This window comes from Novosphingobium beihaiense (assembly GCF_022832375.1).
Lineage (GTDB): Bacteria > Pseudomonadota > Alphaproteobacteria > Sphingomonadales > Sphingomonadaceae > Novosphingobium > Novosphingobium beihaiensis.
Genome location: NZ_JALHLG010000018.1, coordinates 1 through 20,988 on the forward strand (window position 1 = coordinate 1; position 20,988 = coordinate 20,988).

Below are 20,988 nucleotides of genomic sequence, written 5' to 3' on the forward strand. Positions count from 1 at the left end.
GGCGAGCGCGGCCGCACTATCGCCCTGTGCGACCTGCACATCGCCCAATTCATTGAAGGCTACGGAACGATCACGTTCATTCGCAGCCTTTGCGAGGGATTGATCCGCGGCATGCCGGGCATCAGCCAGGCGGCCGGCATCGAAATACAGTCGCCCCAGTTCGACCCAGTCCCAGTGCCGGGAGGGGTCCCGGCGGACGATTTCTTCAAAAAGCGCAATGGCATAAATGGTAGTGGCACTGGGCGATGCTCCACGCAGACGCAGGATCGTTCGTGCTTCGGGGCGCAGGGTTTGCTCTGTAAGACGCATATCGGAAACACGCTCAGCAATGGCGCGTTGCCGGGCGAGCAACACGATCGCCCTCTCGGTATTGTCAACTCCGCCCAGAGCGATCAGTTTGAGTGCCTGCCGCCCATCCTCCGTCTGCAGAAGGCTTTCGCCATCGGTCAGCGCCGCGTGAAGCATGCGTTTGAAATCTTCGTCCTGCGCTGCGAGCCGTTGGTTGAGGTCGTCCACCGCCTCTGCAAATGCCGTCTCGCGGGCTTGGGCTTCGCGTTCGAGTTTACGCACCTGGCCTTGTGCCGTGTTACTGCTCCGCCTGGCGCTGGCCAGTTCCCTCTCCGCCTGCTGCCATCGCATATCCGCATCAAGAGCGCGCCTGTGTTCCGCCGTGGCGAGATTACTGAGGTGCTCGTTTTTATCAATCAACTGGGTGGTGACAGTTCGGTAAGTGTAGAGGCTCACTGTGCGCGAATTGTTCTTGGCGTATGCCGGTTCGTTGGCGAAGAACAGTCCGAATAACGCCAAGAGCGCCAACGTGCTCGCAAACCGCGTCACCATTCAGTCCCCCCATAGATGAGGGGGTAAGCTAACGAATTACGGTTAGCGAGAATAGCGATTCTTTGTAAACGATCGTTTGGCGGCGATTGAGTCTAAACCTAGGATTAGGTTTCGGCGGAATGTCCGATTTGACGATGCAACGGCGAAAACCGGACCGACCTCTACCGGTCCGATGGAGCCATTGTCCCCGGCCTGAATGAACGGCCGGCTTCGACCGCCGGGCGAAGCGTCGCGAGCGTCGGCTTTGTCGGTGAAGAAAGTAATACCTAATCGTATTTCCATCGAGTCGAATGACATTCGGAACCGGCGGGCCTAACGGTTGCACATGCAGGGAAGCTGCTGTTCGAATTCAAGGGCCGGCATATGGGCGCGCGAGAGGCGGCTCAACTCTACCGCGTCGAGCGGTTCAATGCCGAGGCGATAGCTCCAGGCGCTGAGGAGACCGGTTAGAGCGACGACCTGTTCATAGCGAGCTTTGCTTTCGAACTCGTCGCGTTCTCACTGCAGGGCAAGGCAATCCCAGAAGTCCCGGGCCTGCCATGGGGTGGCGATGCCCTCTTTGGCAAGCCCCGCGCGCCGCACTTGCCCCCACGCCTCGCCTGCTCGCTTTTGGTGTTGGAATTACGCGTTCGATGTTCGCTGCACATAAGCGGATCGGGCAGCTTTCCGGCACATTTTGATGTGAGAGCTGGGTTTTGTGCATTTACGCGAAATTTTGCGCGACCTGGCCGGTTACGCAGCGATCCGCGCTGGCACGGCCTTTGCTCTTGCCCCCCTGATAGCCATGGGCGGCGCATGCCGCCCCGCACGCCGGTTCGGTTGGCGCTCCGCTGAGGGCGGGCAATGGCATCTAGGCCTTGGGGGCAATGACAAATTGACGTCTGAGGGCGCGATAGCGTCCTCAGTCCACTTCCTTTTATGTCCTTGGGGAGGGGTACAATGCCAAGTTGGCACTCGCACTGGAGGCAGAAGAAAGGCGCAGCATTTCCTCGTGCTCGCGCAAACTGTCCGCGTCCCCTTGGTACATGTATGCTAGCCGCTCCTCGTGTGAGGCTGCTGCGAGAGTTCGGTGATGGCTATTACCCGGCGCCCTTAGATTCCGCGCGATGTTGGCTAGGAGCTTGGCTGCTTGCCCGGCGGCGCGTGAAGGAACAGGTCCTGAACCCGCGCGCATCTTCTTCGTTTCCTTGAGTTTGTTGCCAAGTCTCTGCCGCAATGTGCGTAGGATCTCGATGGGAAGGCTGGCAAGATCGACGAAATAGGAATTGCTGGTCTGCTGGCGTTTTGGTCCTCCGCCCGATTCGTTATCGGTTTTGACGGTACGCCGAACCCAGTCGATGATCTTCTCACGGCGAAGGACGTCGAGTTGGCGCACGACAGTACGGCGCGAGAGTTTCGAACGCTTGGCAATCGTGTCCAGCGAGGGATCGCATCGGCCGGTTTGCCCGTCCATGACGCTGAAGAGGGCTTTCAGCACTTGCATCGCGTTCATCGAGATGGGGAGGCTTTTGCCGGGCTTCCTGATGTGATCGGAATAGGAAACAACGGTATCCCGGAGCACGTCGCGGAAGCGAAACATGTTCTCGTTGCGAGCAGTTGGCTCCCAGTGGATCTGCGAGACCTGAGCGCGATCGTCGTCTACGTCGTAGCTGCGGCGCCACACGGAATTTCGGATGAAGGCGGTGCTCATGCGCAGCCTCCACCGAATTCAGTTTTCAGGTGCGGCGCCGGCAGTCCGCAAGAGTGGCTGGCGATGGCAGGCCTTCGCACAGCAGATCCGCCCATTCCTGGGCGATGATCCGTCGTTGCCGCATGTACGCGGCGCGGTTGTAATGCGCTTCGGTTCCCCTGGGCTTGTGGGCCAGCATAAGATCGATCACGGCGCGGTCGCCAGGACGGCCGAGGTCCGCTGCACGCTCGTTCATGATGGTGCTGAACGAACTGCGCCAGCCATGCGGAACATGCTCGCCCTCGTAGCCGGTCAAACGGCGATACGCGACGTTGAGCGTGTTGTCCGAGATTGGCCGGTGCGAGAAGCGGGGAGAGGGGAACAAATAGTCGCGATTCGCCGCCAGCGACATCGCGACCTTCACAGTCTCCACGGCTTGCCGGGAAAGGGGAATGGTGAAGTCGAAAGCCGTTTGCTCGCTTTCCGCGAGTTCGAGTTTCATCTTCTCGGCGGGAATTCGCCAGCGTGGGTCCGAACCGTCCAGATCGAGAAATTCCGCAGCCTGGGCGAGTCGCAGCGGCCCCGGCCGCGAGGCCGTGAGGGCAAGCAGCCGAGAGGCCAGCTTGGTGGCAGGTTGGCCGGGCAGGGCTTCGAAATCGAGCAGGAACTGGCGTGCACGCTTGATTTCCAAGATTGCCGGGCAACGGCCCAGCACTTGCGGTTGCAGGATGGCCTGTATCGATGCAGCGGGATTTATTTCCGCTTCCCCGGCTGCAATCGCCAGGTCGAACACTGACTTGATGCGCCAGAGTAAACGGTGCGCAGTATCCACCGCTCCGCGGCGCTGCACCGCGTCTATAACGGGGCGAATGTCCGCTGGGCGTATGCTGGTGAGTTGGAGCGCGCCGATCGCCGGAAAAATGTCCCTCTCCAGGCTCCGCTGCACGGCTGCGTGGTGTTTCGCTTTCCAGCCCTTTTGTTGCAGCCGAAGCCATTCCAGCGCTGCGGCACGGAAGGTCCCTGTTTCTTCCTCCTTGCCAAGGCGGCGTGCACGCGACTTCTTTAGCAGCTCGCCCGGATCGCGACCTGCGAACAACTCCGCGCGAGCTTCGTCCTTGCGCTGCCTGGCTTCCTTGAGGGAGAGCTGCGGATAGGGACCGAACGTGAGCAATTTTTCCTTGCCGCCATACCGGTATTTCAACCTCCAGCTCTTGAAGCCCGCTTTTGTGACCAGCAGGAACAGCCCTTCGCCATCGAACAGCTTGCGGTCCTTTGTCGACGGACCCGCTGTTTTGCATTCGCGATCCGTCAACATTGGATACCCCCACCTCCGAGATTCGCTGCCCCCAAAATACCCCCAAAGTGCTTGGGTATACGTGAGAACAAAAAGAAAACTTGAAGATGGCGGATGTGCCAAAAACCCCTGATTTGCAAGGGGTTTCGGAATGTTCCGGAAGTGTCTGGAATAGGAAGTGGTGCCGCTTACAGGATTCGAACCTGTGGCCCCATCATTACGAATGATGTGCTCTACCAGCTGAGCTAAAGCGGCGTGCCTGGTGCCCTGCCGGTGTGGCCGGGACCGTTAGCAGGGGGCGCCTTTACCGGGCGATCGGGTCTTGTGCAAGAGGTTTGCTGCACAAGAATGCGCTGCGGGCGCGCGGGGCCGGTCCGTCCGGCCTGCGCGCGCCCGCAGCGGGTCAGTTCTCGAAGGCGACGCCCGGCAGGTCCGGGTTCTGGCGCCAGTCGGCCAGCATATCGCGGAAAGCGTCCCAGCCCGCGACATAGCCCTTGAACAGCGCCCACTTGGGGTTCTTCTCGCCCTCGTTGTTGAAGTAGCTGGGCGTGCACTCGTTCTGGAACGCCGACATGTCCACCTCGTTCTCGCGGCAGTGCTGCACGTAGCTTTCGACGCCTTCCTTCGTGGCCGTGAAGGTGCTGGCGCCGCGCTTCAGGGTTTCGCCGATCATGAAGGCGATGTGCTCGGCCTGACGGCCGAACTGCTCGGTCGTGCTCGAATTGGTCGCGCCCTGGATATAGCCCATGTAGAACATGCCCGGGAAATTGTCGGTGGCAACGCCGTGGAACGTGCTCGGGCCGTTTTCCCAGTGATCGTAGATCGACAGCCCCTCACGCCCCTCGACGGTATCGATGCCCCAGCGGCGCTTGAGGTCCGAGGTGACTTCGAAGCCCGAGGCGAAGATCATCAGATCGACTTCGTATTCCACCCCGTCCGCCACGAAGCCCTTTTCGGTCATGCGCTCCACGCCCTGCGTCGGCGAGACGTCGATCAGCTTGACGTTGGGCTGGTTGAAGGCCGGATAGAACTCGTTGTTGGACAGCGGCCGCTTGCACATGAAGCGGAACCAGGGCTTGAGAATCTCGGCGGTTTCCTTGTCCTCCACCAGAGCGTCCACGCGGCGGCGCAGGCGTTCCATCACCTGAAAGTCGATCACTTCGCGCCGCGCCATCAGTTCCTCGATGGAAAGCTGCGGGCGGCCTTCCTCGGCCAGTTCCATTTCGAGGTTGCGGCTGATCTCGGTCCAGATGTCGCAGATCAGGTCCGGCTCGCCGGGCAGGAACATCATCTGCGCGCCGCGATGGAAGTTCGCCATACGCTCCTGCTGCCAGCCGGGCTTGAGCGAGGCGGCCCAGTCCGGATCGGTCGGCGGGTTGGGGCGCTCGTCCACGTTCGAGGGGGTGCGCTGCAGCACGTAGAGCTGCTTGGCGTACTTGGCGAGGTGCGGCACGGCCTGCACCGCGGTGGCGCCGGTGCCGACGATGGCAACGCGCTTGTCCGCCAGCTTGTCGAGCACGGGCTGCGTCCACGAACCGCCGGAATAGTCATGCTCCCAGCGGCTGGTGTGGAACATCTTGCCCTTGAAATCGTGGATGCCGGGAATGCCGGGCAGCTTGGGCATGTTCATCACGCCGCCCGCCATGACCACGAAGCGGGCGCGGATGTCGTCGCCCCGGTTGGTCTTCACATGCCAGCGCTTGATCGATTCGTCCCAGGTGATGCTTTCGACGAGGGTGTGGAACAGCGCCTTGTCCTTGAGCTCGAAGCGCTCGGCCATCATGTCGCAGTATTCCTGGATCTCCCAGCCGTCGGAGAACTTCTTGCTGGGCATCCAGCCCATTTCCTCCAGCAGCGGCAGATAGCAGTAGGCATCGTTATCGCACTGCACGCCGGGATAGCGGTTCCAGTACCACACGCCGCCAAAGCCGCCCGCATGGTCGATATTGCGCACGTTCTTGACGCCCAGCTTCCACAAGTGGTGCCCGGCGAGAATGCCGGAGAAACCGGCGCCGAGGATCGCGGCGTCGATGTCTTCCACCACCGGCGCGCGCTCGGCCACCGGGGTGAAGGGATCGTGGGCGTAATTGTCGGAGAGATCGTCGGTGGGGCGCACGTACTGTTCGCCGCCTTCCTTGCGCACGCGCTTGTCGCGCTCGGCGCGGTACTTGGCCTTGAGCGCCGGGATATCGAGTTCCTCGGGCGCAGGCATAAGGTTCTTCTGGCAGGTCATGTCCGTTCCCACTTCTCCATGCAGGCGACTCTCGTCAGGGCGGCCGCCGTTGTGCGTTCGATGTACGTTTGCGCGTTTAATTGTCAACAGTGTTGTTCATTAAGAGGCGGTCTTCGCCCCTTCGCTGGCCATCTGGAAGCTGTATCCGATGTGGCCGACATGGCCGTGCAGGCCGAAATCGAGCACTTGCGGGTTCTCCGGCCCCTTGTCGTGGAAGGCCTCGCAAGCGGCGGCCACGTCCTCGATGGTCCACGACGGGCGATAGACGCCGCGCGTTTCGGCGAGGAACACCCGCGCGATGCGCCCGGCGATCGAGGCGATCATCTCGCCGGTGACGGTGCAGGCCTCATGCGCCAGCCAGGCGACGACCGGGGCGACGAGTTCGGGGTCCATCGGCGGATACTGCGAGACGTCGATCCCTTCGGCCATGCGGGTGACGGCGCTGGGCACGATCACGTTCGATTTGACGTTGCAATCCTCGCCTTCGAGCGCGGCGACATTGCTGAGGCCGATCATACCGGACTTGGACATGCCGTAGTTCACGCAATTGTTGTTGCCGTAGATGCCGCCGATCGAGCTGGTGAGGACGATGCGGCCGAAGTTCTGATCGCACATCGGGCCGAACGCGGCCTGCACCACGTGGAACGCGCCCATCAGGTGGACATCGACCACGGACTTGAAATCGTCGTAGCTGATGTCGCGGATCGAGCCGTAGCGCACATTGCCCGCGTTATGGATCAGCGCGTCGATCCGGCCCCAGGTGTCGAGCGCGGCCTGCACGATGGCCTTGCCGCCTTCGGGCGTGGCGACCGAATCGGCATTGGCCACGGCTTCGCCGCCCGCCGCGACGATCTCGTCCACGACGCTCTGCGCGACATTCGTATCCGGCCCATCTCCGCGAATGGCACCGCCCAGATCGTTGACCACGACCTTGCACCCGCGCGCGGCGAGCAGCAGCGCATAGGCCCGGCCCAGACCGCGTCCGGCGCCGGTGACAACGGCCACGCGCCCGTCAAAGCGCATTTCGGTTTCGGGCGTAGTCTCTGAATGGGGCATGGGGCAGGGCGTCCTCTCGCGGTTGGCGTGTCCGGATGAATGGGTATCGGAACGCCGGACGACTATGCGTCCGCGCTTTCATTTGGCAACCGGGGAACGGCCTTGCACATCCGCCCCGGCGATGGCCGCGCGCGAAGCTGGTCCGAAAGCGCCAGTGCGTTGCGCCTCCCAGAGGGCGGCGATAGGCTTTCCCTCAATGAATCGGCATGTTGCCGCGGGAGAGGGATCGATCATGCTGGAACCGAGTGGCCGCAATCAGGGTGGACTGTCCGCAAGCCCGGCGGAAGGCTGGACACTGCACCGCCTGACGCCCGCCAGCCGCCTCAACGGCGCCAACGGTATCCGCACCGGCGCGGACGGGCGCATCTATGTGGCGCAAGTCGCGGGCAGCCGGGTCAGCGCCGTCGATGTGGACACCGGCGCCATCGAAACGATCTCGCCCATGGGCGGCGGCATCGTCGGGCCGGACGATCTGGCGTTTGACAGCGCGGGCAATCTCTACTGCACCGAAATCACCGAAGGGCGCGTCTCGATGATGACGCCTTCGGGGGAATACAAGGTGATTCAGGGCGATATGCCGGTCGCCAATCCGATCACAGTCTATCAGGACCGCGTGATCGCGGGCGAACTGCGCATGGGCGCGCGGATCATGGAACTGGACAAGCACGGCGGCGCACCGCGCGTGATCGTGGAGGGGCTGCCGATGGTCAACGCCTTCGAAGTCGGCCCGGACGGCAAGCTCTATTTCCCCGCGCAGGGCGCCAACGAAATCTGGCGCGTCGGCCTCGACGGCGGCGAGCCCGAAGTCGTGGCGAAAGAGCTCGGCGTGCCGGACTCGGTGAAGTTCCATCCGGACGGCTATATCGTCTCGACCCAGGTCTATTCGGGGCAGGTGCTGAAGATCGATCTGCGCACCGGTGAGAAGACCGTGCTGGCCGATGTCGGGCCGGGGCTCGACAATGTGGCTTTCGTGAACGGGCGCACGTTCGTTTCGCATATCAACGGTTCGATCACGGAGATCGTCGCGCCGGGGCAGACGAAGCCGCTGGTCGAAAAGGGGCTGCAATGGCCGATCGGCCTCGCGGTCGGGCCCAACGGCCATGTCTTCGTGGCGGACGGGGGCTTTTGCTACCTGCTCAATCCGGGCGAGCCGCTGCAACTGATCGGGATGCTGTTTTCGCCGGGCTTCCCCGGATGGGTGCGCGATGCCGCCTCCAGCGGCGCGGACGAATGGGTTGTTACGACGGCGAATGGCGATGTCGCGCGCTGGAACCCGGCGGCGGGTGAAACGCAAGTGCTGGCCAGCGGGTTCGACCGGCTGATGGGCGTGGCCGTGGCATCGAGCGGCGCGGTGGTCTTCGCCGAATTCCCGACCGGCCGCGTGCTTTCGGCGGATAACGGAAATTCCGCCGAACTCGCCATCGGGCTCGACCGTCCGGTGGGCGTCGCCATGGACAGCGGCGATACCGTCTATATCGCCGAAAGCGGTGCGGGCCGGGTGGTGAAACTGGCGGGCGGGCGCACCGAGACCGTGATAGACGGCCTTGCGCGGCCCGAAGGCATCGCCATTGCCGGGGGCGCGCTCTACGTCGCCGATCCGGGCGCGGGCGAAGTTGTCGTCTGCGATCTTTCGGGCGGCAACCGCGAAACTGCCGCCAGCGGCCTTCCCATCGGCGGTCCGGGCGGGGCCAAGCCGGTGCAGCTCGGCGGCGTGGGCGACATGTGCGGGCCGATGAGCACGTTCACTGGCATCGCCGCCGCGCCCGATGGCACGGTGTACCTCTCCGCCGATGCCGAAGGCAGCGTGCTCGCGCTGCGCCGGGCCTGAGGAGGACTGTCATGCTCAAGCAGATCTGCTTTTTCCGCAAGCGCCCCGATATGACCATGGACGAATTCATGGACTACTACGAGAACCAGCACTCGCAGTTATCGAAGAAGATGGGCGCGCAGCCCGCGATCCCGGGCGCGGTGCGCTATGTCCGCCGCTATCTGGTGCCCGAGAAGAACCCGGTCACCGGCGAAGTGCATGATCCCGGCTATGACTGTATCATGGAAATCTGGTGGAACAGCCGCGAGGATTTCGAGCGTTCGCAGGCGATCATTGCCTCGCCCGAGCGCAAGGCGATGACCAGCGCCGACGAGGAAAAGCTCTTCGCCAGCCACGCCAATCCGGTCTGCACCTGCATCGAATACGATTCGCCGATGGGGCCGAACGGCGAGGCCACCCACGTCGATCTGCGCTATGGCAACTGACATGACGGTCCTGACAGCACGGCAGGAATGGCGCGCCCATGCCATGGTGCCGGTGGCCGCCGGGCTGGGCTATGCCACCAGCGTCATCCATATCTACGGCATCGGGCCCTATTTCGGCCCGGTGGCCGGCCAGTTCGGCTGGAGCCGGACCGAGGTGACCTTCGGCCTGACCATCGCCACGCTGGTGCAGGCGGTGGGCGGGGTGTTCATAGGGCTGGCGGTCGATCGCTTCGGTCCGCGCCGCTTCGGCGTGGCCGGACTGCTGCTGCTGGGCGCGGCTTTCGCCTTGCTCGGCACCGCCAATGGATCGCTCTTGCAGTGGTATCTGCTCTGGGCGCTGATCGCGCTCGCCGCCCTGCCGGTGCAGGCCTCGGTCTGGACGAGCGCGGTGGCATCGCTGTTCCATGTTTCGCGCGGGATGGCCTTCGCGGTGACTTTATGCGGGGCGTCAATCGCGGCGGGCGTGTTTCCGTTGATGGGCACTTATGCCATTGCCCAGTTCGGCTGGCGCATGGCCTTTTCCGCGCATGCCGGGGCATGGCTGCTGCTGGCGTTCCCGCTGATCTTCCTGTTCTTCCGGGGCCGGTACGACCGGAGCGGCAAGGGCGTGGAGACGGACGTGAAAGCGAAGACCGCCGACCTTCCGGGCGCGACGCTGCGCGAAGGGCTGCGATCGACCGTCTATCACCGCCTGTTTCTGGCGAGCCTGCTGTTCACGTTCACCATCATAGCCATCGTCGTGCACTTTACCGCGATCCTGGGGGACCGGGGTGCCGACCCGCTGACGGCGGCGGCGATTGCCTCTTTCGTCGGCTGGTTCTCGCTCGCGGGCCGTCTCGGCACGGGGATGCTGCTCGACCGGCTGCCCGCTTCGCTGGTGGGCGCGGCCGTCTTCATGCTGCCGGTCGCGGGCTGTCTGCTGCTCCTGCTCGGCGGCTCCTCGTTCACGGCGATGGTTTGCGCATCGGCGCTGATCGGGTTGACGCTGGGGGCGGAGATCGATGTGGTCGTCTATCTGCTCACGCGCCATTTCGGCCTGAAGAACTTCGGCGGCCTTTACGGCGGGGTGCTGGCGGCCCTGTCGATCGGCACCGCGATCGGCCCGTTGGCCGCCGCGCAGATCGTTGACCGTACCGGCAGCTACGAAGGGTTTCTGTGGCTGGCGCTGGCGTTCATGACCGGATCGAGCATCGCTATCGGAACCCTGCCCAGACGGCACGAGGCGTTCGCCGCGCATCAGGAATGAACGGCGGTACGTACCTCTTATTCGTCATTGCGAGAAGGCGCAGCCGGCGAAGCAATCCAGAGCGGCGCAAACTGCCCCCGGATTGCCGCACCGCCTTTGGCGGCTCGCAATGACGAAGAAGAGCGGGCGGCCCCCTTCACCGCTCAGGCGATTTGCGAGTCCGTCTCGATAATGGGATACAACGCGTAAATCCGAACACTTTCGCAGATAACGAGGATACCATGGGTGAGATAGGCAAGATCGTGCAGGCGCCGGAAGAGCTGGCGGCCCCCGTCAACGTACCCGCCGAGGCCTACATTTCGCCCGAATATGCCAAGGCTGAGCGGGACAAGCTGTGGCGCAAGGTCTGGCTGCAGGCCGGGCGCATGGAGGACATCCCCGAGCCCGGCAATTACATCACCTATGAGATCATGGACGATTCGGTGATTATCGTGCGCTCCTCGCCCACCGAAATCCGCGCTTTCCACAATGTCTGCCCGCACCGGGGCCGCAAGCTGATCGACACCCCCGCCGGGCAGCGCAACGCGCGCGGCAGCCGCATGAGCTTCATCTGCGGCTACCACGGCTGGACCTTCGATCTGGAAGGCACCAATACCTATATCGAGCATCAGGACGACTGGCAGGGCCACTTGTGCGGCGGGCTTGCCGATCTCGGCAAAGTGAACGTCGATACCTGGGGCGGCTGGCTCTGGATCAATCTCGATCCCGATTGCGGCCCGCTGGCGGAATACCTCGATCCCGCCGCGAAGATGCTCGATCCCTACGGCTTGCAGAACATGCGCGCACGCTGGCGCAAGTGGATCGTGTTCGAATGCAACTGGAAAGTCGCGATGGAGGCGTTCTGCGAGACCTACCATGTCTCCACCACCCACCCCGAATTCATGGAATTCGGCCAGTTCCGCGGCTGGGCGCGCAATCAGGGGCTCCATTCCAACATCGGCTACGAAGCGCCCAAGGGCCAGGAAGAGGATTCGGGCAAGCTGCGCCTCGGCGCCGGTGAAGACCCGCGCCTGACCACGGCGGACATGCAGAACTTCACCTGGGAAAACGCCAATACCAACACCACCCGCACGCTGGTGGACGTGGCCAACCGGCTGAAGGATGAACTGCCCGAAGGCACGCCGCCCGCCGAAGTCTCGGCCTACTGGATCACCACCGCGAAGAAGGAAGATGCCGAGCGCGGCGTCGTGTGGGCGCAAGTCGATCCGCAGCACACCGCGCAGGCGGGCACGGCCTGGCAGATCTTCCCCAACTTCCAGATCGGCCACGCGGTCAACAACATGCTGTGCTATCAGGCCCGGCCCTACGGCACCGATCCCGACAAGTGCATTTTCGAAGCGGCGGTCTACGAACTCTGGCCCGAAGGCGAGGCGCCGCAGACCGAGTGGGAATATACCCAGCCGCACGAATGGCCGCCGGTGCTGCAGCAGGATTTCAACAACATGGCCGCCGTGCAGCAGGGCATGAAGAACGCCGGCTACCGCGGCGCGCAGCCCAACCCCTACATGGAACGCTCGGTGGCTTCGCTGCACATGAACCTTGCGAAGTTCATGGGGACGGGTGCGCCGAAGACGTATTGAGGCCTCCAGCCAGGCCCTGCCGGATTACAGGCTCTTAATTTTGCCGGGCCCGGCAGGGCGGGCTACGCTGCCTCCTGAGCAGATCAGGAGGAGCCCCCGATGTCCGCCATTTCCAGCCTCGCCCTCACCGCAGCCGCCGTGTTGTCCGCCGCCGCGCCTCAGGCCGTGAAAGACACGCCCAAACAGGCTATCCCCAGCTGCCAGACCGCGTTTCAGTCAACGGGCGGGTTTCAGCGCGGCTCCGCAAACCTGCACCCCACGCGCAAGGGAGAAGACCGGATGATGATCAAGAGCGTGGACCTTCGCGTCGGGGGCTGCCGGGTCATCGTGCTGGCGGACAAGTTGATCCCCGAACCGCCCCGGGTGAAAAAGGACGCTGGATTTACGCTCCTTCCCGCGCGGTGAAACTCGGTGCCAGCAGAGGCGCGTGCGAGTAACGAAAAGCGTCCACACAGCTTAGGTCTTCGGCTGGAAATTTGGTGCCCTGCATGGCAGCTTTTTTAGCCCTCGGGCGGCACGGGCTGGTTTGGGGGTAGTGCCGATGTAGCTGCCGATGCCCCAATTCAGACTTCAATGATGGTTGCGCGGCGACTTCCAAAGAAACCGTCCGATTCCCAGCCCATAATGCCTTTTGCGTCCAACCATGCCGCGAATTCATCTGAAAAGAAGATTTTGCCCAGTTTGTATTCCGACCATTTCACCTTTCCTGCAATCAACGCCTTATTCAAAGCAAGCACTGGTGGGCCATTGGCGGTTTCACCATAGCGGTAATATTCTGGAAACTGATCTCTATTTGGCCAGACTTGTTGTAGATTTTCAGATCTATCCAGAATGATGCTATCAAGAACATTCATATTGCACCAAATGCAGTACTTTTCTTTAAGTGTTGATCCGTCGGGCATTTCTACTTCCAGTGGCAGAAATTGATGTACCCCCGGTTCCATTTCCTCCACCTTGCTTCTGACCCGATCACTTACGTAAAGAGGTCCAAGAAAATCAGGGAGGATATCGCCAGGCAGCTTTGTAATTCTTATCCTGGGCGTCATCTCTGGAACTGGAAACGGAATACCCGCCCCAAAACCCCACGCTTTCCCTATTTCGCGTGGAAAGAGTGGATCGGCCCGGTCGCGCTTGCGATTTTCCGTCCATCGTTCACGTGCAGTTGTCTCGTACCAATTGCGAAATTCCTCTGACATTTCCGTCTCGGGCCGCTCTTCGGCAAAGTCACCGCCAACAAACCGCGCCATTATGTTGCTCCTTGCGCTTAATGAAATCGCTGGTGCGACCCGCTGCTACGGCATGATAATCTGGAAACGCTGGAGCGGCCACTTGTCATGTCGGCGTTCAGATGGTCTCGGGCGGCACGGGAGTGACTGGAAAGACATGCAAAGTTACCGCTGCCGCATTGTGCCCCATCGGCGCACTATCTTGACAAAATAAACCATATAGGTTATATGCTCCTCCGCCGGGCTGACAATCCGGCACAGCAGCGACGGGGACGGAGGTGCGGAGCTGGCACCTTGGTGCTTCCGTCGGGCGGCCGGTGCCCGGACGCGAATTTGCCGGTCACCTTTCGCAAGTCTGGATGCGCGGATGAACACGGGGGTATGCCCCCGGGACAGGCGGCCATGGGAGCGAGCCCGGCCCGTCATCCCCGCGCACCACAGGGCCGCGCCGGTGCGTTTTCGTGATCCGCCCCTCGCCGGCCGTTCGCACTCTTCAGGCAGATCCAGGCAGCGCCGCCCGATGCTGGCGGCATCCGCACCGGCCGCACCCGTCGTTCGCGTGCATCGGCTTTCCCCGGCGTAAGCCCGCATTCGCCAGCGGGGGTTTTCGCGTGTCCGCGCCGGGTGGGGCTTCGCAACGACGAAGTGAAGTGTCATGCCAAAGCCTGGCTAGGATGACTCCGGTCTGCTTTCTCCCCTTAAGGGGAGAGATACGCAGGCTTGGGCCCGCAAGGGCGCTAGCCGGAGTTGAGAGGGGCGCGCAAACCCCTCTCCCAACCCTCTCCCCTGAAGGGGAGAGGGCTTTGCCGGGAAGCGTTGCCGCTACTTCGCCTCGGCAATCAGTTTCAGGGCTTCCGGGGAGGTCCAGTCGTTGCCGCCGGTGTAGCGCCACACTTCCTTGCCCTGGCTGTCGAACAGCACCGTTACCGGCAGGTTGCCGCCGTACTGGAAGCCGAGATCGCCTTTTTCGTCGATCCACGGTTCGATCTGGTCGAGCTTGCGGCGGCGCAGGATTTCCACCACCTTGTCGTCCTGATCCATGTCCTGCGAGACCGGCAGGACGCGCACGCCGAGTTCGTCCTCGCGGGCGATCAGCGCGTTGAGCGTGGGCATTTCCGCGATGCACGGCGCGCACCATGTCGCCCACAGGTTGATCAGCAGCGGCTTGCCCTTGAGCGAGGTGAGATCGAGGCTCTCGCCGGTGGGATCGACGAGCGTGAGGTCCGGCAGGGGCATGCCCTTGTGCGAACGGTCGAGCTTTTGGGCCTTGGCTTCGGGCGCGGCCGGGCTGCTCTGCGGCGCGGCTTGCGAAGCCTGCGGTTGCGTGTCTCCCCCGCTTTGCTTATCGCAGCCGCCGGTCAGCAGGGGCACGGCCCCGGCGATGGAACACAGGACAAGCGACTTGAGCGATACGGTAGAAGGCAAGGGGGCGGGCTCCAACCAGATGTGGGGCGGACGGTTCGCGGAAGGACCGTCGGCGATCATGCGCGAGATAAACGCCTCGATTCCCTTCGACAAGGCACTGTGGCGTCAGGACATCGCCGCCAGCAAGGCGCACGTCGCGATGCTGGGCGCGCAAGGCATCGTTTCCGGGGCCGACGCGGAGACGATTCGCGAGGGGTTGGACCAGGTCGCCGCCGAGTACGAGGCGAACGGGGTGCCCGAGAACTGGGACCTCGAAGACATCCACATGACCACCGAATCGCGCCTTGCCGAACTGATCGGCCAGGCTGCCGGGCGCCTCCACACTGCGCGCTCGCGCAACGATCAGGTGGCGACCGATTTCCGCCTCTGGGTGCGCGATGCGATGGATCAGGCCGATGCCGGGCTGCTCGCGCTGCAAGTGGCGCTGGTCACGCGCGCGGGCGAGCACGCGGACAGCATCATGCCCGGCTTCACCCATTTGCAGACGGCGCAGCCGGTAACACTGGGCCATCACCTGATGGCCTATTACGAGATGATCGCGCGCGACCGGTCTCGCTTTGCCGATGCGAGGAAGCGCATGAACCGCAGCCCGCTGGGCTCGGCGGCGCTGGCGGGCACCGGCTTTCCGATCGACCGCGCGATGACCGCGCAGGCGCTGGGCTTCGACGGGCCGACCGCCAACAGCCTCGATGCCGTGTCGGACCGCGATTTCGCGCTCGATTACCTGATGGCGGCGAGCCAGTGCGCCTTGCACCTCTCGCGCCTCGCCGAGGAGTTCATCATCTGGGCAAGCCAGCCGTTCGGCTTCGTGGCGCTGCCCGATGCGCTGTCCACCGGCAGCTCGATCATGCCGCAGAAGAAGAACCCGGACGCCGCCGAGCTGGTGCGCGGCCATGCCGGGCGCATCACCGGCTGCCTCACCGCGCTGATGATGACGATGAAGGGCCTGCCGCTCGCCTATTCGAAGGACATGCAGGACGACAAGCCGCCGGTCTTCGAAGCCGCCGGGCTGCTGGCGCTCTCGATCGCGGCGATGACGGGCATGGTGGCGGACACGAAGTTCCGCACCGAGCGGATGCGCGGCGCCGCCGAACTGGGCTTTGCCACTGCCACGGACCTTGCCGACTGGCTGGTGCGCGAAGGCGACATTCCCTTCCGCGAGGCGCACCACATCACCGGCGCGGCAGTGAAGCTGGCCGAGACGCGCGGTGTCGCGCTCGATCAGTTGCCGCTCGATGATCTCAAGGCCATCGACAGCCGTATCGATGCGCGCGTATTCCAGGCGCTCTCGGTCGAGGCATCGGTCGCCGCCCGCAAGAGCCACGGCGGCACCGCGCCCGATCAGGTGCGCCTGCGCGTGGCCGAAGCGCGCACCGTTCTCGGATTGGAGTAAGCGTGATGCGCAAGGTTTCCGCTCTGGCGCTGATCGCCCTGCTGGCTGCCTGCGGCCAGCGTTCGGGGCTGGGGCTGAAACCGGGGCAGCAATTGCCGCCCGCGCCTTATGGCCGCGCGCAGAAACCGGATGCAGCCGAACTGCTCGAACCGCCAACGATCGCCATTCCCGAACGCAGCGTGGAACTGCGCACGCGCTCAGAAGAGCGCGACGACGATCCCTTCGACCTGCCGCCGCCCGAAGCCCCGCAGCCCGACGAGACGGGCGAGCCGGATTGAGTTCAGTTTGGCTTTCACGGCCGTTCGTGTTGAGGGGCTCGACACGATAGCGCCGGTTAAGCGTGTCTCGACTTCGCTCGACGCGAACGGAGCGTGGTTGAGGCATGGCCAGATACGTTTATCAGGACACCCATGGACCATTTCGAACTCAAGAACGGCGAACTGCACGCCGAGGATGTGCCGCTGGCTGTGATTGCCGGTGAAGTCGGCACGCCCGTCTATGTCTATTCGCGCGCCACGCTGACGCGCCACGCTCGCGTGTTCCGCGAGGCGCTTTCGGCGCTGCCTAAAGTGCACATCGCCTTTGCCGTGAAGTCCAACCCGAACCTGGCGGTGCTGCGCCTGCTGGCGAAGGAAGGCTACGGCGCCGATGTCGTCTCCGAAGGCGAGATGAACCGCGCGCTGGCCGCCGGGATCAAGGCGGAGGACGTGGTGTTCTCGGGCGTGGGCAAGACCCGCGCGGAACTGACGGCGGCGGTGAAGGCGGGGATCGGCCAGTTCAACCTCGAAAGCGAGGAAGAGGGCATCGAGCTGGCGGAGATCGCAGCCAGCCTCGGCCAGACGGCGACATGCGCGCTGCGCGTCAATCCCAATGTCGATGCCAAGACGCACGCCAAGATCTCGACCGGCAAGGCCGAGAACAAGTTCGGCGTGCCGTATGATCTGGCCGCCGGAATCTATGCGCGGCTCTCCGCGCTGCCCGGCCTCGCCATGCGCGGGCTGGCGGTGCACATCGGCAGCCAGATCGGCGATCTGGAGCCTTCGCGGCAGGCCTTCGTGAAAATGGGCGAGCTGATGCAGGCGCTGCGCGGGCAGGGTCTTGCCGTCACCCACATGGACCTCGGCGGCGGGTTGGGCGTGCCTTACAAGGCCGGCGAGCAGCTTCCCGCGCCCGCCGAATACGGCGCGATGGTGGCCGAAGTGGCGGGCGGCTGGGATGCGACGCTGATGTTCGAGCCGGGGCGCGTGATCACCGGCAATGCGGGCGTGCTCGTCACTGAAGTCGTGCGGGTGAAGCAGGGCGTGGGCAATCCCTGGGTCGTGGTCGATGCGGCGATGAACGATCTGGCGCGTCCGGCGATGTACGATGCCTGGCACGATTTCGTGGCGGTAAAGCCGAGCGGTGAGACCATGGTGGCCAATGTGGTCGGCCCGATCTGCGAAAGCTCGGACACCTTCGCCATGGCGCGCGAGATCGACGCGGTGAAGGCAGGCGATCTGGGCGCGTTCCGCACGGCCGGAGCCTATGGCGCGACGATGGCCAACACCTACAATTCGCGCGCGCTGGTGCCCGAAGTCATGGTCGATGGCGGTAAGTGGGCGCTGGTGGCCAATCGCATCGATCCGGCGACGATCCTGGCCGCCGAGCAAGTGCCCGAGTGGCTCGATTGAATCCGGCCTGACGCCATGATCGAGAGCTTGCCCCTGTTCCACCGCATCGCCGGGAAGCCGGTGGTGGTGCTGGGCACGGGCGAGGCGGCCGAGGCCAAACGGCGGCTGGTCGAGCGCGCGGGCGGGCTCGTCATCGCCGATCTGCAGGACGGCATAGCACGGGGCGCCCGGCTGGCGTTCATTGCCCATGACGACGATGCTGCCGCCGAAGCCGATACCCTCCGCGCGCGCGAGGCCGGGCTGCTGGTCAATGCTACAGACCGGCCTGCGCTGTGCGATTTTACCGTGCCGTCGATTCTCGACCGTTCGCCGGTGCTGGTGGCGATCGGCACGGGCGGCGCATCGGCGGGGCTGGCCAAGCAGGTGCGGCTACGGCTGGAGCAGATCCTGCCGCAATCGCTGGGCGCGCTGGCTGCGGCGCTGGGGCAAGCCCGCGCCGCCTTGCGGGCGCGGTTCCCCGATGCGGGCGAGCGGCGCCGGGCATTGGACGCGGCTCTGGGGCCGGGCGGCGCGCTGGACGTCACGCTGGAGGCCGCTGGAGAAGCCAGCGCCGGGCGCGTGGAGGCATGGCTTTCGGCGGCACGCGTCGAATCGGGCGGCACTGTGGAGATCGCCTTGCGCAGCGATGATCCGGAGGATCTGACGCTCAGGGAGGCGCGCCTGCTCGGCTCGGCCGGTGTCATCGGTTTCGAGGACGGGGTTGCGCCGCAGATCCTCGACCGCGCCCGGGCCGATGCGCGGCGTCTATGCCTGGCGCGGGATGAAGAGCTGCCGCGCGGGGAAGGGCTGGCCATTATCCTGCGCGCACCGCCCGCAATGGGCTGAACGGCCTGCTGTTAACCATGATTTCAAGATTTTAACTAAGTTCCGGGCGCCAGATGGGGCACATCCGCTACTGCGGAAAGTTCACTTCTGGTCTTGGGTACGAAAATGAGCATGGCTGAATCCGGACAGGCGAAGCGATGCTGGATCGATCCGGACGCCTTGCCTGATCTTGACGTTCTGACCGGCGCCTTTGGCAGCCGGGCGGATGCGCCGCGTCTTGACGCGGAGGATGACAACTACGCCGTATTGATGCCGTGCCTGTACCCGTTTGCCTTGTTCGATTGATGCCGTTCTGATGCCCATGCAAAATATGCTGGCGGAGTTTCGCCGGGATGCGTTGGAGTGGGAGAAGGGGCAGGCGGATCTGGCACAGCGGCTTGCCGAATGGCGCGCTGGTCCTGCCGTGGCCCCGGTCCTTTCCGCCATGGAGCATTTCGGACGCGGCGATCCGCTTGAAAAATGTGCGCCGCTGGCCCGGCTCTTCGCGGATGAGCAGGCCGCGGCAATGGACTTCGTGCAAAGCTTCGCCGAGGCCGGGCTTGGCGGGCTCGGCCGCTATCCGCTTGGGCAATTGCCGCTGCTGCACGGCACGCGCCAGGCGGCGCCCGCGCTGGTGCTGGCCAGTTCGGGCCGTGCCAGCCTTGCGCTTGCGGCTTATGATGGAAGCGTGCTCGCTTCGATGCCTGCGCCCAAAACGGCCAAGTTCGTGCCGCGGGAAACGTGGATTCACGTCCTCGAAGGATCGGGCGAGGCCGAACTGGTGCTGCTTCGCGGCGAGGGAGGCGGGGAAGAGCGCGGCGTTCTGCAATCCGGCTCGCTTGCGTTGCGGCCCGGCACGGTCGCCTACCGCTATGGGCGGCGTCAGGCCCTGCAAGTGCGCTCTGCCGATGGCAGTCTGGTCCTGTTGCGCCTGCAGCGCCGTTTCCCCTGCCGCGAACCGGCGCGCGAATACAGCCTGCCCGATGGCGCTCTGGTTCATCAGGCGGCAGCGCGGGCCGAAGATACCTTGCTTGAACTGGCCGTAACGCTTCTGGGCAGGATGAACCGTCAGGACGCGGTCGCGCCGATGGTCCGGATCGCGTCCGGGGCGCTAGATATTGAAGCGGGAGAGAGCTTGCGCTGGCAGGCGATGCGCGAGGCGATCGCGCTCGACGCTGCCGCTGGCCTTGACCTGCTTTCCGTTCTGGCCACCAGTCCCGGCGATCCGCTGGCACAGCCTGCCGCCGCGCTTCGCGCCTCGCTGCTGGAAGTCTGCCCCAGGCTGGAAAGGAACAGCTAGTGGCAAGGACGATCGAGGTTCGCGATCCGACACCGGCCTCTCTTGATGAATGTATCGACGAACTTACCGCTTGGGGCTTCGATCCGGCGGAGGAGAGCAGTCTTTCGCATGCGGCGAACTGGCTGAAGCGGCTGGGGAACAATCCGGACTTTCTGGGCGATGCGCTGATCGCGATGCTGTCCGGGCAGGGCAGCGTGGCGGCGGGAACGCCGTTGCCGCAGGGTGCCGGGACGAACCGCGTGGTGCTGGCCCGGCCGCAGCGGGGCAATTTCATCCTTACCGCCGATATCTGGCCTTCGGCCACGGATCAGGTGTTGCGGGCAGGCTCGCCGCAGGCGCTGGGTTACGGCTTCGTCCATAATCACAACGCCGATTTCCTGACGCTGGGCTATTTCGGCCCCGGCTGTGAGGTGGATGACTACACGTGCGATCTGCAGGCATTGTCGGGATGGCGCGGCGAACCGGTCTTGCTGCGTCCGCTTGGCCGTTACCGGATGCGGGCTGGGCGTATGGTTCACTACCGGCCCGGGGCCGATGTCCATTGCCTGCACCCGCCCGCAACCCTGTCGGCCACGCTGACGCTGACGCACCTGCACGGCGCGGGGAGCTGGGACAGTCATTACGTTTTCGAACCGGAACCCGGCAGCGCGGGCAGCTTCCGGGTGGCCAGAGTGCTCGGTCAGGGCCCCAGCGAGACGTTCCTGCGGCTGGCCGTCGCGCTCGGCGGGGACGAGGCGCGCGATCTTGCCTTCCGTTTCGGCCTGCAACATCCCAGCGACCGCATGCGCCTCACTGCCTGGCATGCACTGGCTGGCGCTGCTCCGGGCGAGGCAGCGCGCGATGCGATCTGGCAGGAGGCGGAAGGATCGGGCAGTCGCCTGGTGGCGGAAGTGGCCAAACGGCAAAGAAGCTAAGGTGCCGCGTATGAAACTTGCACCGCCTCCGCTCGTCCTGAGCTTGTCGAAGGACGCAGGCGCAGCGCCGGGGCCATATCCCTGT

At 64.1% G+C, this 20,988-nt stretch carries 19 protein-coding genes and 1 tRNA gene; 12 read left to right on the plus strand and 8 right to left on the minus strand.

Annotation, left to right across the window (positions count from 1 at the left end; translation table 11 throughout):
- The 6 genes from MTR66_RS12845 to MTR66_RS12870 all read right to left on the minus strand — a co-directional run.
- A partial coding sequence (locus tag MTR66_RS12845) for a tetratricopeptide repeat protein (protein ID WP_243921644.1) occupies positions 1-840 on the minus strand: 840 nt, incomplete at its 3' end.
- Between the two features lie 916 nt (positions 841-1,756).
- Positions 1,757-2,530 carry a helix-turn-helix domain-containing protein gene (locus MTR66_RS12850; RefSeq protein ID WP_243921647.1) on the minus strand — a complete coding sequence of 258 codons (774 nt, stop codon included), beginning with the start codon at positions 2,528-2,530 and terminating at the stop codon, positions 1,757-1,759.
- Positions 2,531-2,555: 25 nt separating this feature from the next.
- Positions 2,556-3,824, minus strand: a complete 1,269-nt coding sequence (locus tag MTR66_RS12855; RefSeq protein ID WP_243921649.1) for a tyrosine-type recombinase/integrase — start codon at positions 3,822-3,824, stop codon at positions 2,556-2,558.
- Positions 3,825-3,982: 158 nt separating this feature from the next.
- Positions 3,983-4,058 (minus strand) — tRNA-Thr (locus tag MTR66_RS12860).
- Positions 4,059-4,206: 148 nt separating this feature from the next.
- The gene (locus tag MTR66_RS12865) at positions 4,207-6,036 is read right to left on the minus strand and encodes a flavin-containing monooxygenase (protein ID WP_243921651.1); all 1,830 of its coding nucleotides are present in this window, start codon (positions 6,034-6,036) and stop codon (positions 4,207-4,209) included.
- A 99-nt stretch (positions 6,037-6,135) separates the two neighbouring features.
- Positions 6,136-7,092 carry an SDR family NAD(P)-dependent oxidoreductase gene (locus MTR66_RS12870; RefSeq protein WP_243921653.1) on the minus strand — a complete coding sequence of 319 codons (957 nt, stop codon included), beginning with the start codon at positions 7,090-7,092 and terminating at the stop codon, positions 6,136-6,138.
- 196 nt (positions 7,093-7,288) lie between these two features.
- Between MTR66_RS12870 and MTR66_RS12875 the strand changes: the two genes are divergently transcribed.
- The 5 genes from MTR66_RS12875 (at position 7,289) to MTR66_RS12895 (ending at position 12,576) form a co-directional block, all read left to right on the plus strand.
- Positions 7,289-8,920, plus strand: a complete 1,632-nt coding sequence (locus MTR66_RS12875; RefSeq protein ID WP_243921655.1) for an NHL repeat-containing protein — start codon at positions 7,289-7,291, stop codon at positions 8,918-8,920.
- An 11-nt stretch (positions 8,921-8,931) separates the two neighbouring features.
- Complete coding sequence (locus tag MTR66_RS12880; RefSeq protein ID WP_243921658.1) at positions 8,932-9,345, plus strand: EthD domain-containing protein; 414 nt, start codon at positions 8,932-8,934, stop codon at positions 9,343-9,345.
- A 1-nt stretch (position 9,346) separates the two neighbouring features.
- Positions 9,347-10,591, plus strand: a complete 1,245-nt coding sequence (locus tag MTR66_RS12885) for an MFS transporter (protein ID WP_243921660.1) — start codon at positions 9,347-9,349, stop codon at positions 10,589-10,591.
- A gap of 221 nt (positions 10,592-10,812) precedes the next feature.
- Positions 10,813-12,171 carry an aromatic ring-hydroxylating oxygenase subunit alpha gene (locus MTR66_RS12890; protein WP_243921662.1) on the plus strand — a complete coding sequence of 453 codons (1,359 nt, stop codon included), beginning with the start codon at positions 10,813-10,815 and terminating at the stop codon, positions 12,169-12,171.
- Between the two features lie 99 nt (positions 12,172-12,270).
- The gene (locus tag MTR66_RS12895) at positions 12,271-12,576 is read left to right on the plus strand and encodes a hypothetical protein (protein WP_243921664.1); all 306 of its coding nucleotides are present in this window, start codon (positions 12,271-12,273) and stop codon (positions 12,574-12,576) included.
- A 158-nt stretch (positions 12,577-12,734) separates the two neighbouring features.
- Here MTR66_RS12895 and MTR66_RS12900 read toward each other — a convergent pair whose 3' ends face one another.
- Positions 12,735-13,418 (minus strand): DUF1629 domain-containing protein, encoded by a 684-nt coding sequence (locus MTR66_RS12900; protein ID WP_243921667.1) that lies wholly within the window; start codon positions 13,416-13,418, stop codon positions 12,735-12,737.
- Between the two features lie 801 nt (positions 13,419-14,219).
- On the minus strand, positions 14,220-14,822 hold the full coding sequence (locus MTR66_RS12905; RefSeq protein ID WP_243921669.1) for a TlpA family protein disulfide reductase: 603 nt from the start codon (positions 14,820-14,822) through the stop codon (positions 14,220-14,222).
- 19 nt (positions 14,823-14,841) lie between these two features.
- On the opposite strand from MTR66_RS12905, the gene argH reads away from it, so the two are divergent.
- From argH to MTR66_RS12940, 7 genes are all read left to right on the plus strand, one after another.
- Positions 14,842-16,215 carry an argininosuccinate lyase gene (gene argH, locus MTR66_RS12910; RefSeq protein ID WP_243921883.1) on the plus strand — a complete coding sequence of 458 codons (1,374 nt, stop codon included), beginning with the start codon at positions 14,842-14,844 and terminating at the stop codon, positions 16,213-16,215.
- 5 nt (positions 16,216-16,220) lie between these two features.
- The gene (locus MTR66_RS12915; RefSeq protein ID WP_243921671.1) at positions 16,221-16,493 is read left to right on the plus strand and encodes a hypothetical protein; all 273 of its coding nucleotides are present in this window, start codon (positions 16,221-16,223) and stop codon (positions 16,491-16,493) included.
- Positions 16,494-16,625: 132 nt separating this feature from the next.
- Complete coding sequence (gene lysA / locus MTR66_RS12920) at positions 16,626-17,885, plus strand: diaminopimelate decarboxylase (protein WP_243921673.1); 1,260 nt, start codon at positions 16,626-16,628, stop codon at positions 17,883-17,885.
- 15 nt (positions 17,886-17,900) lie between these two features.
- On the plus strand, positions 17,901-18,710 hold the full coding sequence (locus tag MTR66_RS12925; RefSeq protein WP_243921675.1) for a precorrin-2 dehydrogenase/sirohydrochlorin ferrochelatase family protein: 810 nt from the start codon (positions 17,901-17,903) through the stop codon (positions 18,708-18,710).
- Between the two features lie 105 nt (positions 18,711-18,815).
- A complete protein-coding gene (locus MTR66_RS12930) occupies positions 18,816-18,995 on the plus strand; it encodes a hypothetical protein (protein ID WP_243921677.1) in 180 nt (59 codons plus the stop codon).
- Positions 18,996-19,005: 10 nt separating this feature from the next.
- Positions 19,006-19,989 carry a hypothetical protein gene (locus MTR66_RS12935; protein ID WP_243921679.1) on the plus strand — a complete coding sequence of 328 codons (984 nt, stop codon included), beginning with the start codon at positions 19,006-19,008 and terminating at the stop codon, positions 19,987-19,989.
- Complete coding sequence (locus MTR66_RS12940) at positions 19,989-20,903, plus strand: transposase (protein ID WP_243921681.1); 915 nt, start codon at positions 19,989-19,991, stop codon at positions 20,901-20,903. Before MTR66_RS12935 ends, MTR66_RS12940 begins: the two co-directional genes overlap by 1 nt.
- Positions 20,904-20,988 lie beyond the last annotated feature (85 nt).